Source organism: Rhodoferax sp. WC2427 (assembly GCF_040822085.1).
Taxonomy (GTDB): Bacteria; Pseudomonadota; Gammaproteobacteria; order Burkholderiales; family Burkholderiaceae_C; genus Rhodoferax_B.
The window spans coordinates 3,908,158-3,924,672 of sequence record NZ_CP162006.1; the positions used below are offsets into that span (position 1 = coordinate 3,908,158).

13 protein-coding genes are annotated in these 16,515 nt (G+C 64.7%); 11 read left to right on the top strand and 2 right to left on the bottom strand.

Annotation, left to right across the window (positions count from 1 at the left end; all coding sequences use genetic code 11):
- Position 1: 1 nt before the first annotated feature.
- The 8 genes from AB3G31_RS18200 (at position 2) to AB3G31_RS18235 (ending at position 9,383) form a co-directional block, all read left to right on the top strand.
- The gene (locus AB3G31_RS18200) at positions 2-1,885 is read left to right on the top strand and encodes a (Fe-S)-binding protein (protein WP_367847475.1); all 1,884 of its coding nucleotides are present in this window, start codon (positions 2-4) and stop codon (positions 1,883-1,885) included.
- Positions 1,882-2,988 (top strand): FAD-binding protein, encoded by a 1,107-nt coding sequence (locus AB3G31_RS18205; RefSeq protein WP_367847476.1) that lies wholly within the window; start codon positions 1,882-1,884, stop codon positions 2,986-2,988. Before AB3G31_RS18200 ends, AB3G31_RS18205 begins: the two co-directional genes overlap by 4 nt.
- Positions 2,985-3,737 carry a hypothetical protein gene (locus tag AB3G31_RS18210; protein ID WP_367847477.1) on the top strand — a complete coding sequence of 251 codons (753 nt, stop codon included), beginning with the start codon at positions 2,985-2,987 and terminating at the stop codon, positions 3,735-3,737. The genes AB3G31_RS18205 and AB3G31_RS18210 overlap by 4 nt, the downstream gene beginning before the upstream one ends.
- An 11-nt stretch (positions 3,738-3,748) precedes the next feature.
- Positions 3,749-5,005, top strand: a complete 1,257-nt coding sequence (locus tag AB3G31_RS18215; protein WP_367847478.1) for an aromatic ring-hydroxylating dioxygenase subunit alpha — start codon at positions 3,749-3,751, stop codon at positions 5,003-5,005.
- 11 nt (positions 5,006-5,016) lie between these two features.
- The gene (locus AB3G31_RS18220; RefSeq protein ID WP_367847479.1) at positions 5,017-6,123 is read left to right on the top strand and encodes an FAD-binding oxidoreductase; all 1,107 of its coding nucleotides are present in this window, start codon (positions 5,017-5,019) and stop codon (positions 6,121-6,123) included.
- A 245-nt stretch (positions 6,124-6,368) separates the two neighbouring features.
- Positions 6,369-7,406, top strand: a complete 1,038-nt coding sequence (locus tag AB3G31_RS18225) for a glycine betaine/L-proline ABC transporter ATP-binding protein (RefSeq protein WP_367847480.1) — start codon at positions 6,369-6,371, stop codon at positions 7,404-7,406.
- Complete coding sequence (locus AB3G31_RS18230) at positions 7,399-8,271, top strand: ABC transporter permease (protein WP_367847481.1); 873 nt, start codon at positions 7,399-7,401, stop codon at positions 8,269-8,271. Before AB3G31_RS18225 ends, AB3G31_RS18230 begins: the two co-directional genes overlap by 8 nt.
- A gap of 23 nt (positions 8,272-8,294) precedes the next feature.
- Complete coding sequence (locus AB3G31_RS18235) at positions 8,295-9,383, top strand: GlxA family transcriptional regulator (RefSeq protein WP_367847482.1); 1,089 nt, start codon at positions 8,295-8,297, stop codon at positions 9,381-9,383.
- 81 nt (positions 9,384-9,464) lie between these two features.
- Here the strand turns inward: AB3G31_RS18235 and AB3G31_RS18240 are convergent, their stop codons facing one another.
- A complete protein-coding gene (locus AB3G31_RS18240) occupies positions 9,465-11,690 on the bottom strand; it encodes a protein kinase (protein WP_367847483.1) in 2,226 nt (741 codons plus the stop codon).
- A gap of 4 nt (positions 11,691-11,694) precedes the next feature.
- Positions 11,695-12,567, bottom strand: coding sequence for a DUF3365 domain-containing protein (locus tag AB3G31_RS18245; protein WP_367847484.1), 873 nt, complete (start codon positions 12,565-12,567; stop codon positions 11,695-11,697).
- Between the two features lie 116 nt (positions 12,568-12,683).
- Here AB3G31_RS18245 and treZ point away from each other — a divergent pair, with 116 nt between their 5' ends.
- From treZ to purU, 3 genes are all read left to right on the top strand, one after another.
- A complete protein-coding gene (treZ, locus tag AB3G31_RS18250; RefSeq protein WP_367847485.1) occupies positions 12,684-14,423 on the top strand; it encodes a malto-oligosyltrehalose trehalohydrolase in 1,740 nt (579 codons plus the stop codon).
- Between the two features lie 215 nt (positions 14,424-14,638).
- Complete coding sequence (locus AB3G31_RS18255) at positions 14,639-15,586, top strand: choline ABC transporter substrate-binding protein (protein ID WP_367847486.1); 948 nt, start codon at positions 14,639-14,641, stop codon at positions 15,584-15,586.
- 68 nt (positions 15,587-15,654) lie between these two features.
- Positions 15,655-16,515: a formyltetrahydrofolate deformylase gene (gene purU, locus AB3G31_RS18260; protein WP_367847487.1), complete on the top strand. Its 861-nt coding sequence runs from the start codon at positions 15,655-15,657 to the stop codon at positions 16,513-16,515.

A 16,515-nucleotide genomic window follows, 5' to 3' on the forward strand; every position in this document is an offset into this window, starting at 1 on the left:
GATGCTCGCGCACCTCGTAAGCACGATTTTCTGGTTGGCCGTCCTGGGCCTGGTCTGGGGCATGGCCCGCCGGGCTGTTATATGGAAAACAGGCCGCTCCAGCCCATTCGATGGGCGTGGGCTGCTACAAATTCCGAAGCGTTACTTTGTCGACCTGCACGACGTGGTGGCCCGCGAGCCGTTTGTAGCCCGCGCCCACGTGGGTGTGGCGGGCGGCGCGATTCTGGCGCTGGCCCTGGTGGCGTTGAACTATGGCCTGGGCCTGTACTGGCCGGTGCTGGACGGCATCTTGCTGCTGGCCGGGTTGATGATGCTGGCCGGTGCCACGGCCATGGCCTCGCGCCGCCGCCATGCGCCTGCGCGCCTGTCCAAAGGCCCGTGGAGCCGCCTGCCCTACTCGCTGATGCTGTTTGCCGTGGCCGTGGCTTTGGTGGGCGCAGTGGCACTCACCGGCACGGCGCTGGCCCCCTGGCTGGCGGGCCTGATCAGCCTGGCATTTGCCGCAGGCGCTGCGGAGCTGGCCTTTGGCATTGGCCTGGGCGGCCCCATGAAGCATGCTGTCGCCGGTCTGCTGCACCTGGGCTTGCACCCCCGGCCCGAGCGCTTTGGCGACAAGCGCTTTGCCACCGCACTGAAGCCACTCACCCTCACCGCCGACGACATGGGCGTGGGCAAGCCCGCCGACTTCGCCTGGAACAAGCTGCTGTCCTTCGATGCCTGCGTCCAGTGCGGCAAATGCGAAGCTGCCTGCCCTGCGTTTGCCGCAGGCCAGCCGCTGAACCCCAAGAAGCTGATCCAGGACCTGGTGGTCGGCATGAGCGCCAAATCAGACGCCAACTACGCCGGCAGCCCCTACCCCGGCCAGAAGGTCGGCGAACACGCCGGTGCACCGCACCTGCCCATCGTCAATGGCCTGATCAATTCCGACACGCTCTGGTCCTGCACCACCTGCCGCGCCTGCGTGCAGGAGTGCCCGATGCTGATCGAGCACGTGGACGCCATCGTGGACATGCGCCGCCACATCACCCTGGTGACGGGCGTGGTGCCCAACAAGGGCATGGAAGCCCTGGCCCAGCTGCGCGACACCGACACCGTAGGCGGCTTCCCCCTGACAGCGCGCCACCACTGGGCGGCCGATTTGAACCTGCCGGTGCTCAATGAAGGTGACGCCACCGACTGGCTGGTGCTGGTGGGCGAAGGCGGCTTCGACATGCGTTACCAGCGCAGCCTGCGGGCATTCATCAAGACGCTACAAAAAGCAGAGCTGAAGATCGCCATTCTGGGCGCGGCAGAGACCGATTGTGGTGACCTGGCCCGGCGGCTGGGCGACGAAGCAGGTTTCCAACGCCTGTCCAAGCAGCTCATCGCCACGCTCAAGACCCGCAAGTTTGCGCACATCGTCACACCCGACCCGCACATCTTCCATTCGCTGAAGAACGAGTTCCCCGCCATGGGCGGCAACTTCGACGTCTGGCACCACACCCAGCTGTTGGCCGATCTGCTGGCCAAGAAGACGCTCAAGCCCACCCGTGCAGGCAGCCTGGAAACCGTGACCTACCACGACCCCTGCTACCTGGGCCGCTATGGCCGCGAGGTGGACGCGCCACGTGCCGTGCTCAAGGGCATCGGCATCAAGGTGGTGGAGATGGAACGCAACCGCGAACGCGGCCGCTGCTGTGGCGGTGGTGGCGGCGCCCCGTTCACCGACATCCCCGGCACCACCCGCATCCCCGACATCCGCATGGCCGACGCGAAGAGCACCGGCGCGGGCGTGGTGGCCGTGGCCTGCCCCAACTGCACCGCCATGCTCGAAGGCGTGGTGGGCCCCCGGCCCGAAGTATTGGACATTGCCGAGCTGATGGCCCACGCATTGGAGGTCGCATGAACACCCCCGCCCATACGCAGATTCGCCGCGTCGATCCGCGCCGCCCCGCCATCACCACGCCCGCGGGCCTGCGCCGCATCATCCTGGGCAGCAGCGAAGGCGAACGCCTGGCCGCCCACGCCGCCCACGGCCCCGTCGTGAAGCCAGTGCGCAGCCCCGGCCCATTCAGCCGCTGCACGGTGGTCGTCACCCACGCCGAACGCGGTGCGCTGACCGACGGTGCCCGCCAGGCGATTGCCGCCGCCGCCATCCTGGCCACGGCCGACACCGAAGTCGTGGTGGCCGTGCTGGGTGCCTGTAGCGACGATGCCGCCGCCCTGGGGGCAGACAAGCTGCTGGCACTGGAGAGTTTTGATGCCAGCGCCTACCAGCCCAGCGCCTGCGTACAGTGGTTGCAAGGCCTGCGCGCCACCCTGGCCCCGGCACAGTGGCTGTTGGCCGACAGCGGTGCCGACGGACAACTGGGCCGCCGTTTTGCCATTGCCGCAGGCCTGGGCCTGGGCTGCGGCATCGCCGAGCTGGCTGCCGACAGCATGCGCATCCCCGCCAATGTGCAGCAAGACTGGCAATGCCCGCACACGCCGGTGATGCTGCTGGCCAAGGGGGTTGCCAACACCAAGCTGCCGTTTGTCGGCCTGGGCCTGCGCGCTGCCGCCCCGGCTTTGCCCGCTGTGTCTGACGCCGGTGTCGAAGACCTCGGCATGAAAGCCGGTGACCCGCAAACCCTGGCACTGGAAGAAGCCGACTTCATCCTGGCCGCAGGCAATGGCGTGACCGACCTGCCCCTGTTCCACGCCCTGGCGCTGGAAGTAGGCGCAGCGGTAGGCGCATCGCGCGTGGCGGTGGACGATGGCCGCTTTGCCCGTGCGCAGCAAATTGGTGCCACCGGCAAAACCGTCTCGGCCTCGGGCTACCTGGCCCTGGGCATCTCGGGCGCGGTGCAGCATCTGCAAGGTATCAAGGACTGCCGCCACGTGATCGCGGTGAACCTGGATGCCTCGGCCCCCATCGCCCGCCGCGCCGACCTGACCGTGGTGGAAGACAGCGCAGCCTTGATGCAGGCCCTGCTGGGCCTGGTGAAAAAAGAAAAGGAGGGCGTATGAGCCAGATCACCGTACTGGTGGCCCCGCGCAGCCACCCCACCAGCCAGCGCCTGACCCGCTGCCAGGCCGACGCCACAGCGGCCACTGTGGGCCTGGGTTTGGGCCAGCCGGTGCGCCTGCTGTGTGCGGGCCCGATGCCCGACTCCGTGGCCCGCGACTACCTGGCCCTGGGCGCACCCGTGCTGGAAGTACTGGCAAGCACCGCCGAGGCCCCCCTGCTGGACACCTTGCTACCCGCCCTGCGCGACGTGGCCCTGGTGCTGACAGGCACCCGCTCCGAGGCCGACCAGGGCTCGGGCGTTTTACCCTACGCCTTGGCAGCCGCCCTCGGGCGGCCGGTCGTCACCGACGTGCTGCGCATCGAAGCCGACGGCAATGGCTGGATCGTCACGCAAGCCCTGCCCAAGGGCGCGCGGCGGCGTTTGAAGGTGCAGGCCCCGGCAGTGCTGGCCATCAGCGCGGCAGCACCCGTAACGCTGCGCCATTCCCTGGCCGATGCCCTGGTCGGCAAGATCGTCCGCACTGCGGCCGCGGCGGTGGCACCCGCCAGCCCCCGCGGCACACTGGTCGCCACCCGCAAGCGGCGCAAACTGCTGGAAGCCAAAACCGTGCAGTCCGGCCACGCCCGTATGCTGGGCGCCATCGAGTCGCCGTCGACCGGCGGCGTGGTGCTCCAGACCGGCAGCGTGGATGCCAAAGCCCAAGCCGTTCTCGATTACCTGCGCACCCATTCTCTTGTGACATTTTGAGGAGACACACCATGAACACCCCCCTTTCCGCGCAATCCCTGCTGACCCGCGAACTGCTGGCCCGCCGCCGCCCCGGCTACAGCCTGGAGGCCCCGTTCTACCTCAGCGACACCATCCTGCAGGCCGACATGGAGCACATCTTCGGCAAACACTGGATCTTTGTCGCGGTAGAGCCGCAAGTGCCCGAGGCCGGTGACTACATCACCGTGGACTTTGGCAACAACTCGATCCTGATCGTGCGCGACGACGACATGAAAATCCAGGCCTTCCACAACGTCTGCCGCCACCGCGGTTCGCGCCTGTGCGCCAGCCAGCAAGGTGTGGTGGGCAATATCGTCTGCCCCTACCACCAGTGGACCTACGACCTGACCGGCAAGCTGATCCACGCCAAGCACATGGGCGATGACTTCGACCCCAGCGGCCTGGGCCTCAAGCCGGTGCACATCCGCAACCTGGCCGGGCTGCTGTTCATCTGCCTGGCCGAAAACCCGCCCGAAGACTTCGAACAGATGGCCGCCGAGATGACGCCCTACATCGCCCCGCACCAGCTCAGCCAGTGCAAGGTGGCCGCGCAGATCGACATCGTGGAAGACTGCAACTGGAAGCTGACGATGGAGAACAACCGCGAGTGCTACCACTGCATGAGCAACCACCCCGAGCTGACCATTTCTCTGTACGAATACGGCTTTGGCTACCAGCCCAACGAGGACAACAAGGCGGACCTGCAACGCTTCCAGGACATCATGGCCGCCAACCACGAGCGTTGGGAAGGCATGGGTCTGCCCTCCGCCGAGATCGACACGCTGGACGACCGCATCACCGGCTTCCGCACCCAGCGTCTGCCGATCGACCGCTCGGGCCAGTCGCAAACCATGAACGCCGAAGTGGCTTCCAAAAAATTGCTGGCCGACTTTGTCGACCCGGCACTCGGCGGCCTGTCGTTCTGGACCCAGCCCAACTCCTGGCACCACTTCATGAGCGACCACATCGTCAGCTTCACCGTGCTGCCGATCTCGGCCACCAAGACCCTGGTGCGCACCACCTGGTGCGTACACAAGGACGCGGTCGAAGGCGTGGACTACACCAAGGAAAACCTCACCGCCGTGTGGAACGCCACCAACGACCAGGACCGCCGTCTGGTGGAAGAGTCGCAGATCGGCATCTCCACCGGGGCCTACCAGCCCGGTCCGTATTCGCCCTTCACCGAAGGCCTGGTGGAGAAGTTCTGCAACTGGTATGTGAACCGCCTGAGCGTCCTGACGCGTTGAACTGGATCCCCATGCCTACCCCTTTCTACGCCCCCGACTTCGCGGCCCCGGTGTCCTCGCCCTGGAACTCCGACCAGGATGAAACCCTGCGCTGCGTGCACGTCCGCCAGGAAACGCACGATGTGAAGACCTTTGTGCTGGCCGCCAACGGTCCGCGCAACTTCCGCTACCTACCGGGCCAGTTCCTCACCCTGGAGCTGGAGATTGGCGGCGAGAAGATCAACCGCTGCTACACCCTGTCGAGCACCCCGACCCGGCCCGACCTGGTAAGCATCACCGTCAAGCGCGTGCCCGGCGGCACGGTATCCAACTGGCTGCACGATAACGTGCGCGTCGGAATGGAACTGGGCGCGATGGGGCCGTCTGGCGAGTTCAGCTGCTTCAAGTCGCCCGCCAAAAGCTACCTGTTCCTGTCGGGCGGCAGCGGTGTCACGCCACTGATGTCCATGGCCCGTGCCCTGCACGACCTGGGCAGCGACGCCGACATCGTGTTTGTGCATTGCGCCCGCACCCCCGCCGACGTGCTGTTTGCCGAAGAGCTGACCCTGATGGCGCGCAACATGCCGCACTTCCGGATTGCGCTGGTCTGCGAACAGCACACGCCGGGCAGCAACTACGCCGGACACCTGGGTCGGCTGGATGCAGCCCGCCTGGCCCACATCGCCCCCGACTTCCTGCAGCGCGATGTCTACACCTGCGGCCCGGCCCCATTCATGGCTGCGGTGCGCGGCCTGCTGGCCGGTGGCGGGTTCGACATGCTGCACTACCGCGAAGAAAGTTTCTCTTTTGAAACCCTGGTGGCCGATGCCACGCATGCGCCAGATAATCAGGAAGTGCCTCCCGATAATATCGAAGTCAACTACAAGATCGAATTGCAAAAAATGGGCAAGTCATTTACTTGCCCATCAGACCAAACGGTATTGCAGGCTTCTGTAGCGGCTGGATTTCGCCTGCCGTCTTCGTGCAGCGGTGGCGCATGCGGCACCTGCAAAACCAAAAAGATATCCGGCACGGTGGAAATGAAACATGCCGGCGGTATCCGCCAGCGTGAAATAGACCAGGGCTGGTTTCTGCCCTGCTGCAGCAAACCGACGAGTGACATCGTCATGGATCGCTAGCCTAAAGTAGCGCATCCCCGCACAAGACGGTGCAAAACGCCCGCCTGACATCCTGTTTTGGCGGGTTTTTTTCATTCAAAAATTCAAAAAACTCCATTTTGGTGCAACACCCTCACCTATCTTAGAGCCCTCATGGATTCACCCTATGTTCTAAATCAATATTTATATAAAAATTGGTGGCATGTTGTTTGCTAATAATAAATATTGCAACGTGCTTTGTCGTTACCCATTCTCGGAGACCCGTGATGTCCCAGCCCAAGATCAGCGTCAGAAATTTATACAAGATATTTGGAAGCAATATAGCCCCCGCCCAGAAAATGTTGACCGAAGGGCGCACCAAAGACGAGGTGTTTGCCACCACCGGCCATGTGGTCGGGGTCAACAAAGTCAGCTTTGATGTCGCCGCGGGTGAGATCTATGTGCTCATGGGCCTGTCGGGTTCGGGCAAGTCCACGCTGATCCGGCTGATCAACCGTCTGGTCGAGCCTTCGTCGGGCTCGATCAACATCGACGGCGAAGACATCGCCAAGCTGTCCCTGCCCGCGCTGGTGAAGTGGCGGCGCAAGCGGGTGGCCATGGTGTTCCAGTCGTTCGCTCTGATGCCGCACCGCAACGTACTGGATAACGCGGCTTTTGGCCTGGAAATGGCCGGAACTGATCGTAAAACCCGCGAAGCCCGCGCCATGGAAGTGCTCGGCCAGGTGGGCCTGGAGACCTACGCAGCCAAGTTTCCAGCGCAGCTCTCGGGCGGCATGCAGCAGCGCGTAGGCCTGGCCCGCGCCCTGGCGGTGGACCCCGACATTTTGTTGATGGACGAAGCCTTTTCGGCACTCGACCCGCTCAAGCGCGTGGAAATGCAGGGCCTGATGCTGGAATTGCAAAAGAAGCAGCAGCGCACCGTGCTGTTTGTGTCGCACGACCTGGAGGAAGCCCTGCGCATCGGCACGCGCATTGCCATCATGGAAGGCGGCAATTTGGTGCAGGAGGGCACCGCCCACGAAATCATCACCAAACCGGCCAACGACTACGTGCGCCGCTTTTTTGAAGGCGTGGACACCTCGCGCTACCTGACCGCGGCCGACCTGCTGGACCCCGCGCTGAACGGCCACTCCTACACCGGCGGGCCGCGCCTGCCCTGGTCCACCACCCTGCCCGAGGCCATGAAGCTGGTGCTCGGCGGCGACCAACCCGTCGGCGTGTTCAACGATGCCGAACAATGCCTGGGCTGCATTTCTGCCCGCAGCCTGCTCGTCAAAATGTCCCAAGAGGCCCGCCATGTCTGATCTGCTCATCCAAGTCACCGAAGCCACCCACAACATGCTGCCGCTGGGCCAGTGGGTCAATGCCGGGGTCAAAAGCCTGCTGGACAACAGCGCCACCGTGTTCGACTCCATCGGCGTGGTGGTGGAGGGCTTTGCCCAATCCATCGAGCAAGGCATGCTGGCCATTCCCTTCTGGCTGGTGATTCTGGCCGCCACCGTGGTGGGCTGGCGCCGCCTGGGCTGGAAGTTTGGCGTGTTTGTTGCTTTAGCCCTGATGCTGATTGTGGTGACCGGCTTCTGGACGCAAACCATGGTAACCCTGGCGCTGACGCTGTCGGCCACCATCATCAGCCTGATTTTTGGAATTCCGCTGGGCATCTGGTGTGCCCGCAACAACCATGTGAACGCCAGCGTGCGCCCCATCCTCGACTTCATGCAAACCATGCCGGCTTTCGTCTACCTGATCCCTGCCGCGATGCTGTTTGGCCTGGGCCGCGTGCCCGGCACGATCGCCACCGTGATCTTCGCCATGCCGCCAGTGGTGCGCCTGACTAGCCTTGGCATCCGCCAGGTCAGCTCCGAGCAGGTGGAGGCCGGCAATGCGTTTGGCTGCACCTCCACGCAGTTGCTGTTCAAGGTGCAGTTGCCAATTGCCCTTCCTACCATCATGGCCGGAGTCAACCAGACCATCATGATGGCCCTGTCCATGGTCATCATTGCGTCTATGGTGGGCGCGGGTGGCCTGGGCAACGACGTGCTGGCCAGCATCCAGCGGTTGGACATCGGCCTCGGGTTTGAGAGTGGGTTGGCCGTGGTTTTGCTGGCTATCATCCTGGACCGCCTGACCGAAAGCTTCGGCGTGGCCCGCAAAAGCAGAGAAAGCTAAGGAACCGAACCGTGCCCCGAACCGTGCCTCGCAACTCCCCCGAATCCACCCCGGCCGCCGCCGTGGGAGCCAATGACCCTCTGGCCGTGGCCGGTACGATCCACGTCGGCTTCATTCTGCTGCCCGAGTATTCGATGATCGCCTTTGCCAACGCGGTGGAAACCCTGCGCATGGCCAACTACATCAGCCGCCAGACCCTGTACCGCTGGAGCGTGGTGAGCCCTGGCGAACAGGCCGCCGTGGCCAGCAATGGCCTGGCCATCAGCGCGGTGGGTGATGTAGCGGGCCCCGCAGGGCTGACCGATTGCGACATGGTGTTTGTCTGCGGCGGCGTCAACATTCGCCAGGCCACGGATGAAACCGTGCGCCAGTTGCTGCGCCAGTGTGCGGCCGCGGGTGCCACCATGGGCTCCCTGTGCACGGGGGCGTTTGCCCTGGCCCACGCCGGGCTGCTGGACGGCTACCGCTGTGCCATCCACTGGGAAAACCTGGCCGCCATCAGCGAAGAATTCCCCAAGGTGCAGTTTTCCACCGAGGTCTTCATCGTCGACCGCGACCGCATCACCTGCTCCGGCGGCACCAGCCCGCTGCACCTGATGCTGCACCTGATGCGCGAGCGCTTTGGCGCCAAGCTGGTGATGGACGTGTCCGAGCAGTTCATCGTCGAGCGCCTGCGCGCCAGCAAGGACCGCCAGCGCATCCCCCAGCCCGAGTGCATCGGCCCCGGCTACCAGCACCTGACCGAGGCCGCCGAGATCATGGCCGCCAACATCGAAGAACCGCTGCCGCTGGCCGAGCTGGCCAGTGCCATCAACCTGTCGCTGCGCCAGCTGGAGCGCCTGTTCCACCGCTACTTCAGCATGAACCCGGCGCAGTACTACATGAACCTGCGCCTGCGCCGCGCCCAGGAGCTGCTGACCCACAGCAGCATGCCCATCATGCAGGTCACCGTGGCCTGCGGCTTCCAGTCGTCGTCGCACTTTTGCAAGGCCTACCGCAGCCTGTTTGGCCAGTCGCCCAGCGAAGAGCGCCGCAGCCACGCCGCAGCCACCACCAAGCCGCGCGCCAGCAATTGGCAAGAGCGGCCCGGCCCGGTCATGCGGGCAGCCTGACATCCCTCCAGGCTTGCTATTGTTGTAGTAGCTGCTCACGCCCATTCCATAAGCGCGGGCGGCACTTTTTTTATAAATTGGCTAATACGTCCGTTTGGGCAGTGCGCGCTTGAGCGACTGGATGAACAGCGCGCGCTGGTCGGGCCGGTCGATGGTCTGGGCGATGGTGGCGATGAAGTCCTTGAAGCTGGTGCAGTGCCCGGCTTTTTTGCGGATCAGCACCCTGGCAATCGGGCCGATGAACTTGCCCAACGCCAGCTCGATGGTGGCCAGCTCGTCCGAGCTGATGGCAAACGGGTGCATGGACGACTGCGACTGCGACTGCAATTGGGACACCGACTGGCTGGCCCCCACGCCGCCCAGGCTGTTCGGGCGGCTGAGCACCGGCTGGCTCGCTGCCTGGCTAGGCACTTGGCTGAGAGGCATGGGCCGCGAACCCAGACCATCCGCCGACAAGACCCCGGCACCGGTGGTGGCCTGGAAGCCACTGGGTGCCGTCTTGCTACCCGGCTGCGCCTGGCCCACGACCGGGGTTCCGGCCAAAAATGAAGCCCGGGTGCGCGACTCCTGGATCGCCGGGGCCAGGGTTGCACGCAGGTGGGCGATGTCCTGCGCCAGCGGCAGCACTTTGCGCACCAGCACCCGCGCCAGCGGGCCAATGTGGCGGGACAGCTCGGTCTCTATCTCCAGCACCTGCTCGGGCACCAGCACATTGGCGGTCTGCAGGCGCACCGTGGTGGTGTAGGTGGTGCTGCCCGGCGGGGCCATCTTCAGGGTGGTCTCCGCGCCGGGCGCATGGCCTTCCACCGCATACACCTCGTGCAGGCGGCCATGCTTGTCTTCGTGCGGGCCGAGGTAGCGGCACAGGTCGGCGGTGCTGTCGGTGATGCGCGAAATCACATCGAAGTACGAGCGCGACACCAGCAACTGGTTGGCCTGGGCAAAGTCCATCACCCGCTTGGCCACGTTGATGCCGTCGCCCACCACATTCACCCGTTCGTTGATGTCCGAAATGATGCGCACCGGCCCCATGTGCAGACCCATGCGCACCGCCACGTGGCCACCATAGCGCTGCCCCAGCAGGTCGCGCAGCAGCATGGCCGACTGCAATGCCTCCTCGGGGTCGCCCAGGAAGCAGATCGCCGCGCCGTCCCCGGTGTCGATGGCGATGCGGGTTTCTTCGGCAATGCCGTGCAAGGCCTTGACGATCAAGCCGTTGAACACCTTCTTCAGCGCCACCTGGCCGTCCACCGAGCGGATCGAGTAGCCCACCAGGTCCAGAAACAAAATGGTGCACAGCAGGTTGCGCCGCTGGTCGGCCGGAATGCGGGCCGCAGCGCCGCGGTTGGTCAGGCCGTTGTCCGGGGCCAGCGAGAAGGCCAGCAGGTCATTGGCTTGCGGCTTGTTGGCCTCGACCAGGGCGGCACGGAACAGGGCCACCGACTGCGGGCGGCGGCTTTCATCGGGTCGCAGGGCCCAGTCGATGGCCTGCAGCAATTTGGCCCCGAACACCCCGGCATCGGCCAGGCTGGACGCAGGCAGCATGGTGTCTTGCGTCACGCGGGCGGCCGACTCGGTGGGCTTCTCGCCAGTGGCCATCCAATACATCACCGCGCCCAGGGCGTAGATGTCGGTCCAGGCCCCCTGCTTGCCCTGGGAGTGGTACTGCTCAAACGGCGCAAAGCCCGGGCTGATGATGTTGGTCATGGCGCTGTCGCTGCTGACGCGGCGGGCCGCACCAAAGTCCAGCAGCACCGGGGTGCCGTCGGCGCGCACATAGATGTTGTCGGGCTTGATGTCGCGGTGCAAAAAACCGGTTTGGTGCACCGCGTCCAGGCCGTCGAGCAGCGGGTGGACGATGGACAGCAGCGCGTCGCGGGTCAGCGGCGCCTGGTTCGGCACCCAGCGCTTCAGGCGCTGGCCCATCTCGTATTCCATGACGATGTAGGCGCTGTCGTTCTGCTTGAAATAACGCAGCACCCGCACGATGTTGGGGTGGCGGAACGAGGCCAGCGCCCGGGCCTCGTCCAGAAAGCGCTGCAGCCCCCAGTCGTACTTGGCCTGGGCGCCCTGGTGGCCCTCGCGCACCACCACGGCGTGCTGCTCGCCCCGGGCCACCAGGCCGCTGGGGAAGTATTCCTTGATGGCTACGGTGAGGTCGAGGTTGTCGTCCCGGGCCAGGTAGGTGATGCCGAAGCCGCCGCTGCCCAGCACGCTCTGGATCTGGTATTCGAGCATGCGGTAGCCCACCGGCAGGCTGGCTGCATCGGCCGGGGTGTTCTGGGGCACTGCGCCGGGCTCCGCCATGGGCTCAGTCGTCAATCATCTGCATGGCCTTTTCCAGACTGCGGCGCATGCGGTTGAAAGAACTGCCCAGCACGGCGACTTCGTCACCGCCTTTTTCGCTGAACTCGGGCTGGTTGAAGTCGCCGGTAGAAATGCCGTCGGCCGCCAGCGACATGCGCCGGATGGGCCGCACGATGAGCCAGCTGAGCATGACGTTGAGCACGATGAACACCACCCCAAACACCGCGGCCAGCGAAGCCATGAAGGCGGTAAAGGCCCGGTCGGCATGCGCCAGCGGCACCTCCATCGGCACCGACACCACCTGCGCCCCCACGATTTCGTTGTGCTTCCAGCCAAAGCCATTGGCCGCGCCGTAGATCTTCAGCATGGTGGGCGGCGCGGCGGTGGCCACGCTGTGGCACTGCAGGCAGGCCCCGTTGGTGATCTGGATGGGCTTGGCGATATACAGGCTGCGCCCGGTGAGCGACGGCCGCTCGCCCACGATCTCGCGCACCCCCTCGTGCTGGCGGAACTGGTTGACCACATCCGCCTCCCAGTCGGCCGTGCGGTCGCGCGGGTTGGTGGGGTTGAGCACCGCCTCTTTGTAGCTGTACTCGGGGTAGTTCTTTTGCAACTGGTTCAGCGTCTCGGTGGCCGCGTAGGCGGGCACGGTTTGCGGCAAGAACACCTCTTCGAGCTGCTTGAGCAGGTGCGGCTGCACCTGGGTGATGGTGTAGTTGCGCACTGCCCCCGCGGTTTCCATCATCAGCCGGGCATTGCGCACCACTTCGTCGCGGGCGTTGTCCTGCAACAGCTGGCGCGACACCGCCCCGGCGGCCAAAAACCCCGCCAGAAAAACCAATACCAGAACCAAATTGAATTTAAGCCGTAAGCCCATGAGATGTATCTTTTTGTGTAATCCCATTCTATCGGCCCCGTGCTGGCGGCCCATCCCCGTCCAGCGCTGTCAAAACCCGGTGCTACCATCGTTTTCACGACCAGGAGACAAGACAAATGGCAGCAGTTGGCCACCACACCACCGCCGATGGGCGCTCGGCATTCCGGGTCTTTGCCCCACTGAAAAACAGCCTCAGCGTGCTGCTGGCGGAGCCACCGGGCCGCATCCCCCTGACCGCCGACGCGCTGGGCTACTGGCATGGCAGCACCGACCGCCTGCCGCCCGGCACGCTGTACTGGCTGGAGGTGGACGGCCAGCGCTTTCCCGACCCGGCATCGCACTACCAGCCGCAAGGCGTGCACGGCCCATCGATGGTGGTGGAGGCCACGCCCGCCCACAGCCCGGGCTGGACAGGGGTGAAGATGGAAGATGCCATCCTGTACGAGCTGCACCTGGGCACCTTCACGCCCGAGGGCACGCTGGCCGCCGCGCAGCACAAGCTGCCCTACCTGGGCGAGCTCGGCATCACCGCCATCGAGCTGCTGCCGCTGGCGGCCTTTCCGGGTGAGCGCAACTGGGGCTACGACGGCGTGTGCCTGTTTGCCCTGCACGCCGCGTACGGCAGCTATGCCGACCTCAAAGCCTTTATTGAAGCCGCCCACGCGCACGGCATGGCCGTCATCCTGGACGTGGTCTACAACCATTTCGGCCCCGAGGGCAACTACACCGGGGCCTTTGCGCCCTACACCAAGAGTGCGGCCACGCCCTGGGGCGCGGCCATCAATTTCGACGGCGAGTACAACCACGGCGTGCGCGAGTTCTTCCTGGAAAACACCCGCTACTGGCTGGAGGACATCGGCTTCGACGGCTTCCGCATGGACGCGGTGTCGCTGATTTTTGACGTGATGCCGGTGCACATCCTGCGCGAATGCACAGCCCTGGCGCGCCGCATCGGCCAGGCCCAGGGCCGCGAGGTGCTGATGATTGCCGAACACCTGCGCAACAACCGGTTTGTGACCTCCGAGCAGGGCTTTGGCTACCACGCCCAGTGGAACGACGACCTGAACCACGCGGTGTTTGCCCGCCTCACCGGCGAGACCGGCCGCCACTACGCCAACTTTGGCAGCTTTGCCGATGTGGAAAAGGCCTTGCGCGACGGCTTTGTGCTGGACGGCACGCGCTTTGACCAGGTCTACAAATACTTTTTAGGCACCGACGCGGCCAGCACCCAGGGCTTCGAGCACGTGGTGCACATCCAGGACCACGACCAGGTGGGCAACCGCCTGCGGGGCGACCGCATGCTGCCCACCTACGGCCGGGCCAAGGCGCTGCTGGGCATTACCGCGGTGCTGGCCAGCCCGTTTGTGCCCATGCTGTTCATGGGAGAGGAATACGGCGAAACCGCCCCGTTCCTGTTCTTTGAAGATTTCAGCGACCAGCCGCTGATCGACGGCGTGCGCGCGGGCCGCAAGGCGGACTTTGCCTTTGATGGTGCCGACGGCGTGGAGCCGCCCGACCCGCATGCGCGCAGCACCTTTGAGGCCTCGAAGCTGCAATGGGCCTTGCTGGATGCGCCGGACAACCAGGCCATCCTGGCCCTGTACCGCCAGCTGATCGCCCTCAAGCGCAGCGGCTGGCTCGGCCCCCGCCAGCGCGACCAGGTGCAGGTGCGGGCCGACCCGGCCACCGAGGTGATCACCCTGGCTACACGCCACACCCTGACCGTACTCAACTTTTCGGCCAGCCCGCAACCCTACACGCCGCCCGCCGGTTGGCAGCCCCTGCTGGCCACGGTAGAGGCCCGTGCCGACGGCCTGCTGGCCCCGTTTGCCGCCTGGGTGCAGCAGCGCGGCTAAAAACTGCCTCTAGCATCCACGCCATTGTTTGCTATGTAAAAAGGAGCTTCTTGCGCTCATTGAATAAGCGCAGGAGGCCCATTTGGCACCCGGATTTTTGCCTGTTTTTTCGCCCTGCCGCCCTGGAACAACTCCGCGTCGTTCTCAGCCAAGTTCTGGCGTGTCAACCTGTAAAAGTCCGGGGTGTTGTAGCCCCCCATTCAAAGGACCCGGTCATGAAACTGAAACTTGCCGAGAAACTTACCGTTGTTGCCGCCGCCACGCTGTGCTCAACGCTGGCTTTCGCCGCCGACCCCGCCAGCTGCAAAGCCGTGCGTTTTGCCGACGTGGGCTGGAGCGACATCGCCGCCACCACCGGCATGGCTTCGGTGGTGCTCGAAGGCCTGGGCTACAAGCCCACGGTGACCATCGCCTCGGTGCCGATCACGTTTGCGGGCATCAAGTCCAAGCAGATCGATGCCTTCCTGGGCTACTGGAACCCCACCATGACCCCCATCATCGAGCCCTTCGTCAAGGCGGGCCAGATCAAGGTGCTGGAGACCCCCAACCTGGTCGGCGCCAAGTACACCCTGGCCGTACCCGCTTACCTGTATGACAAGGGCCTGAAGACCTTTGCCGACATCGCCAAGTTCAAGACCGAACTCGACGGCAAGATCCACGGCATCGAACCCGGCAACGACGGCAACCTGATCATCCAGGGCATGCTCGACAAAAACGAATTCGGCCTCAAGGGCTTCAAGATGGTCGAATCCTCCGAGGCGGGCATGCTGGCCGAAGTGCAGCGCGCAGGCCGCGCCAGCAAGCCCATTGTGTTCCTGGGCTGGGAGCCGCACCCCATGAACGTGCAGATGAAGATGAAGTACCTCGAAGGCGGCGACACCAGCGGCTTTGGCCCCAACTATGGCGAATCCAAGGTCTTCACTGCCATCCCTCCCAGCTACGAAACCCGCTGCCCCAACGTGGCCACGCTGCTGAAAAACCTGCAGTTCACCACCACCATTGAAAACATGGTGATGGTCGACATCATCAACAAAGCCAAGCCCAACGACGCCGCCCGCGCCTACCTGAAGAAGAACCCCGGCGTGCTCGACGGCTGGCTCAAGGGCGTGACCACCCTGGACGGCAAGGACGGTCTGGCCGCCGTGACGGCTGCACTGAAATAAGCCCTCACCCCCACCCTCTCCCGCAACGGGAGAGGGCGTAAGACAAGTCACTCCACTTCCAACGCCCCATGACCACCGCCCAAGCCACCCATTACTGCCTGAACCTCGCCTGCGGCAGCGACCAGGGGCAGGTTGCTGCCGTGTCAGCCCTGCTGAACGCACACGGCGCCTACATTGAACAGTTTTCAGTGTTCGACGACCACAGCACCGAGCGCTTCTACGTGCGCAGCGTGTTCAGCCTGACCAGCTCGGTGCAGGCCCTGCACAGCGCGTTTTCCGAGCTGGCCGTGGGCTTTCCGCAGGCGCAGTGGCAGGTGCACGACCTGGCCGTGCCCACCCGCGTACTGATCATGGTGTCCAAGTTCGACCACTGCCTGCGCGAGCTCATCGCCCAATGGCGGCGCGGCGAACTCAAGATGGACATCGTCGCCATCGTCTCCAACCACCCCGACCTGGCCCCCATTGCCGCTGCCGAAGGCATTCCCTTCCACCACCTGCCCATCACCGCCGACACCAAGCCCGCGCAAGAAGCCAAGCTCAAGCAGCTGATCCTGGACACCGATGCCGAGTACGTGGTGCTGGCCCGCTACATGCAGGTGCTGAGCGAAGAGCTCTGCCACGAGCTGCATGGCCGCGTCATCAACATCCACCATTCCTTCCTGCCCGGTTTCAAGGGCGGCAAGCCCTACCAGCAGGCCTTTGACCGGGGCGTGAAACTCATCGGCGCCACCGCCCACTTTGCCACCACCGACCTGGACGAAGGCCCCATCATCGAGCAGTCGGTGGAGCGCGTAGACCACGCCGACACGCCCCAGCATTTGTCGCAGGCCGGTCGCCTGGTGGAAAGCCTGGTGCTGTCGCGCGCGCTGCGCTTTGTTTTAGAGCGCCGTGTCTTCATCAACGGCATGAAGACCGTGGTTTTGCGCTGA

Coding starts and splice junctions, on each gene's coding strand:
- AB3G31_RS18200 (WP_367847475.1), top strand. CDS start 2: ATGCTCGCGCACCTCGTAAGCACGATTTTCTGGTTGGCCGTCCTGGGC.
- AB3G31_RS18205 (WP_367847476.1), top strand. CDS start 1,882: ATGAACACCCCCGCCCATACGCAGATTCGCCGCGTCGATCCGCGCCGC.
- AB3G31_RS18210 (WP_367847477.1), top strand. CDS start 2,985: ATGAGCCAGATCACCGTACTGGTGGCCCCGCGCAGCCACCCCACCAGC.
- AB3G31_RS18215 (WP_367847478.1), top strand. CDS start 3,749: ATGAACACCCCCCTTTCCGCGCAATCCCTGCTGACCCGCGAACTGCTG.
- AB3G31_RS18220 (WP_367847479.1), top strand. CDS start 5,017: ATGCCTACCCCTTTCTACGCCCCCGACTTCGCGGCCCCGGTGTCCTCG.
- AB3G31_RS18225 (WP_367847480.1), top strand. CDS start 6,369: ATGTCCCAGCCCAAGATCAGCGTCAGAAATTTATACAAGATATTTGGA.
- AB3G31_RS18230 (WP_367847481.1), top strand. CDS start 7,399: ATGTCTGATCTGCTCATCCAAGTCACCGAAGCCACCCACAACATGCTG.
- AB3G31_RS18240 (WP_367847483.1), bottom strand. CDS start 11,690: ATGGCGGAGCCCGGCGCAGTGCCCCAGAACACCCCGGCCGATGCAGCC.
- AB3G31_RS18245 (WP_367847484.1), bottom strand. CDS start 12,567: ATGGGCTTACGGCTTAAATTCAATTTGGTTCTGGTATTGGTTTTTCTG.
- treZ (WP_367847485.1), top strand. CDS start 12,684: ATGGCAGCAGTTGGCCACCACACCACCGCCGATGGGCGCTCGGCATTC.
- AB3G31_RS18255 (WP_367847486.1), top strand. CDS start 14,639: ATGAAACTGAAACTTGCCGAGAAACTTACCGTTGTTGCCGCCGCCACG.
- purU (WP_367847487.1), top strand. CDS start 15,655: ATGACCACCGCCCAAGCCACCCATTACTGCCTGAACCTCGCCTGCGGC.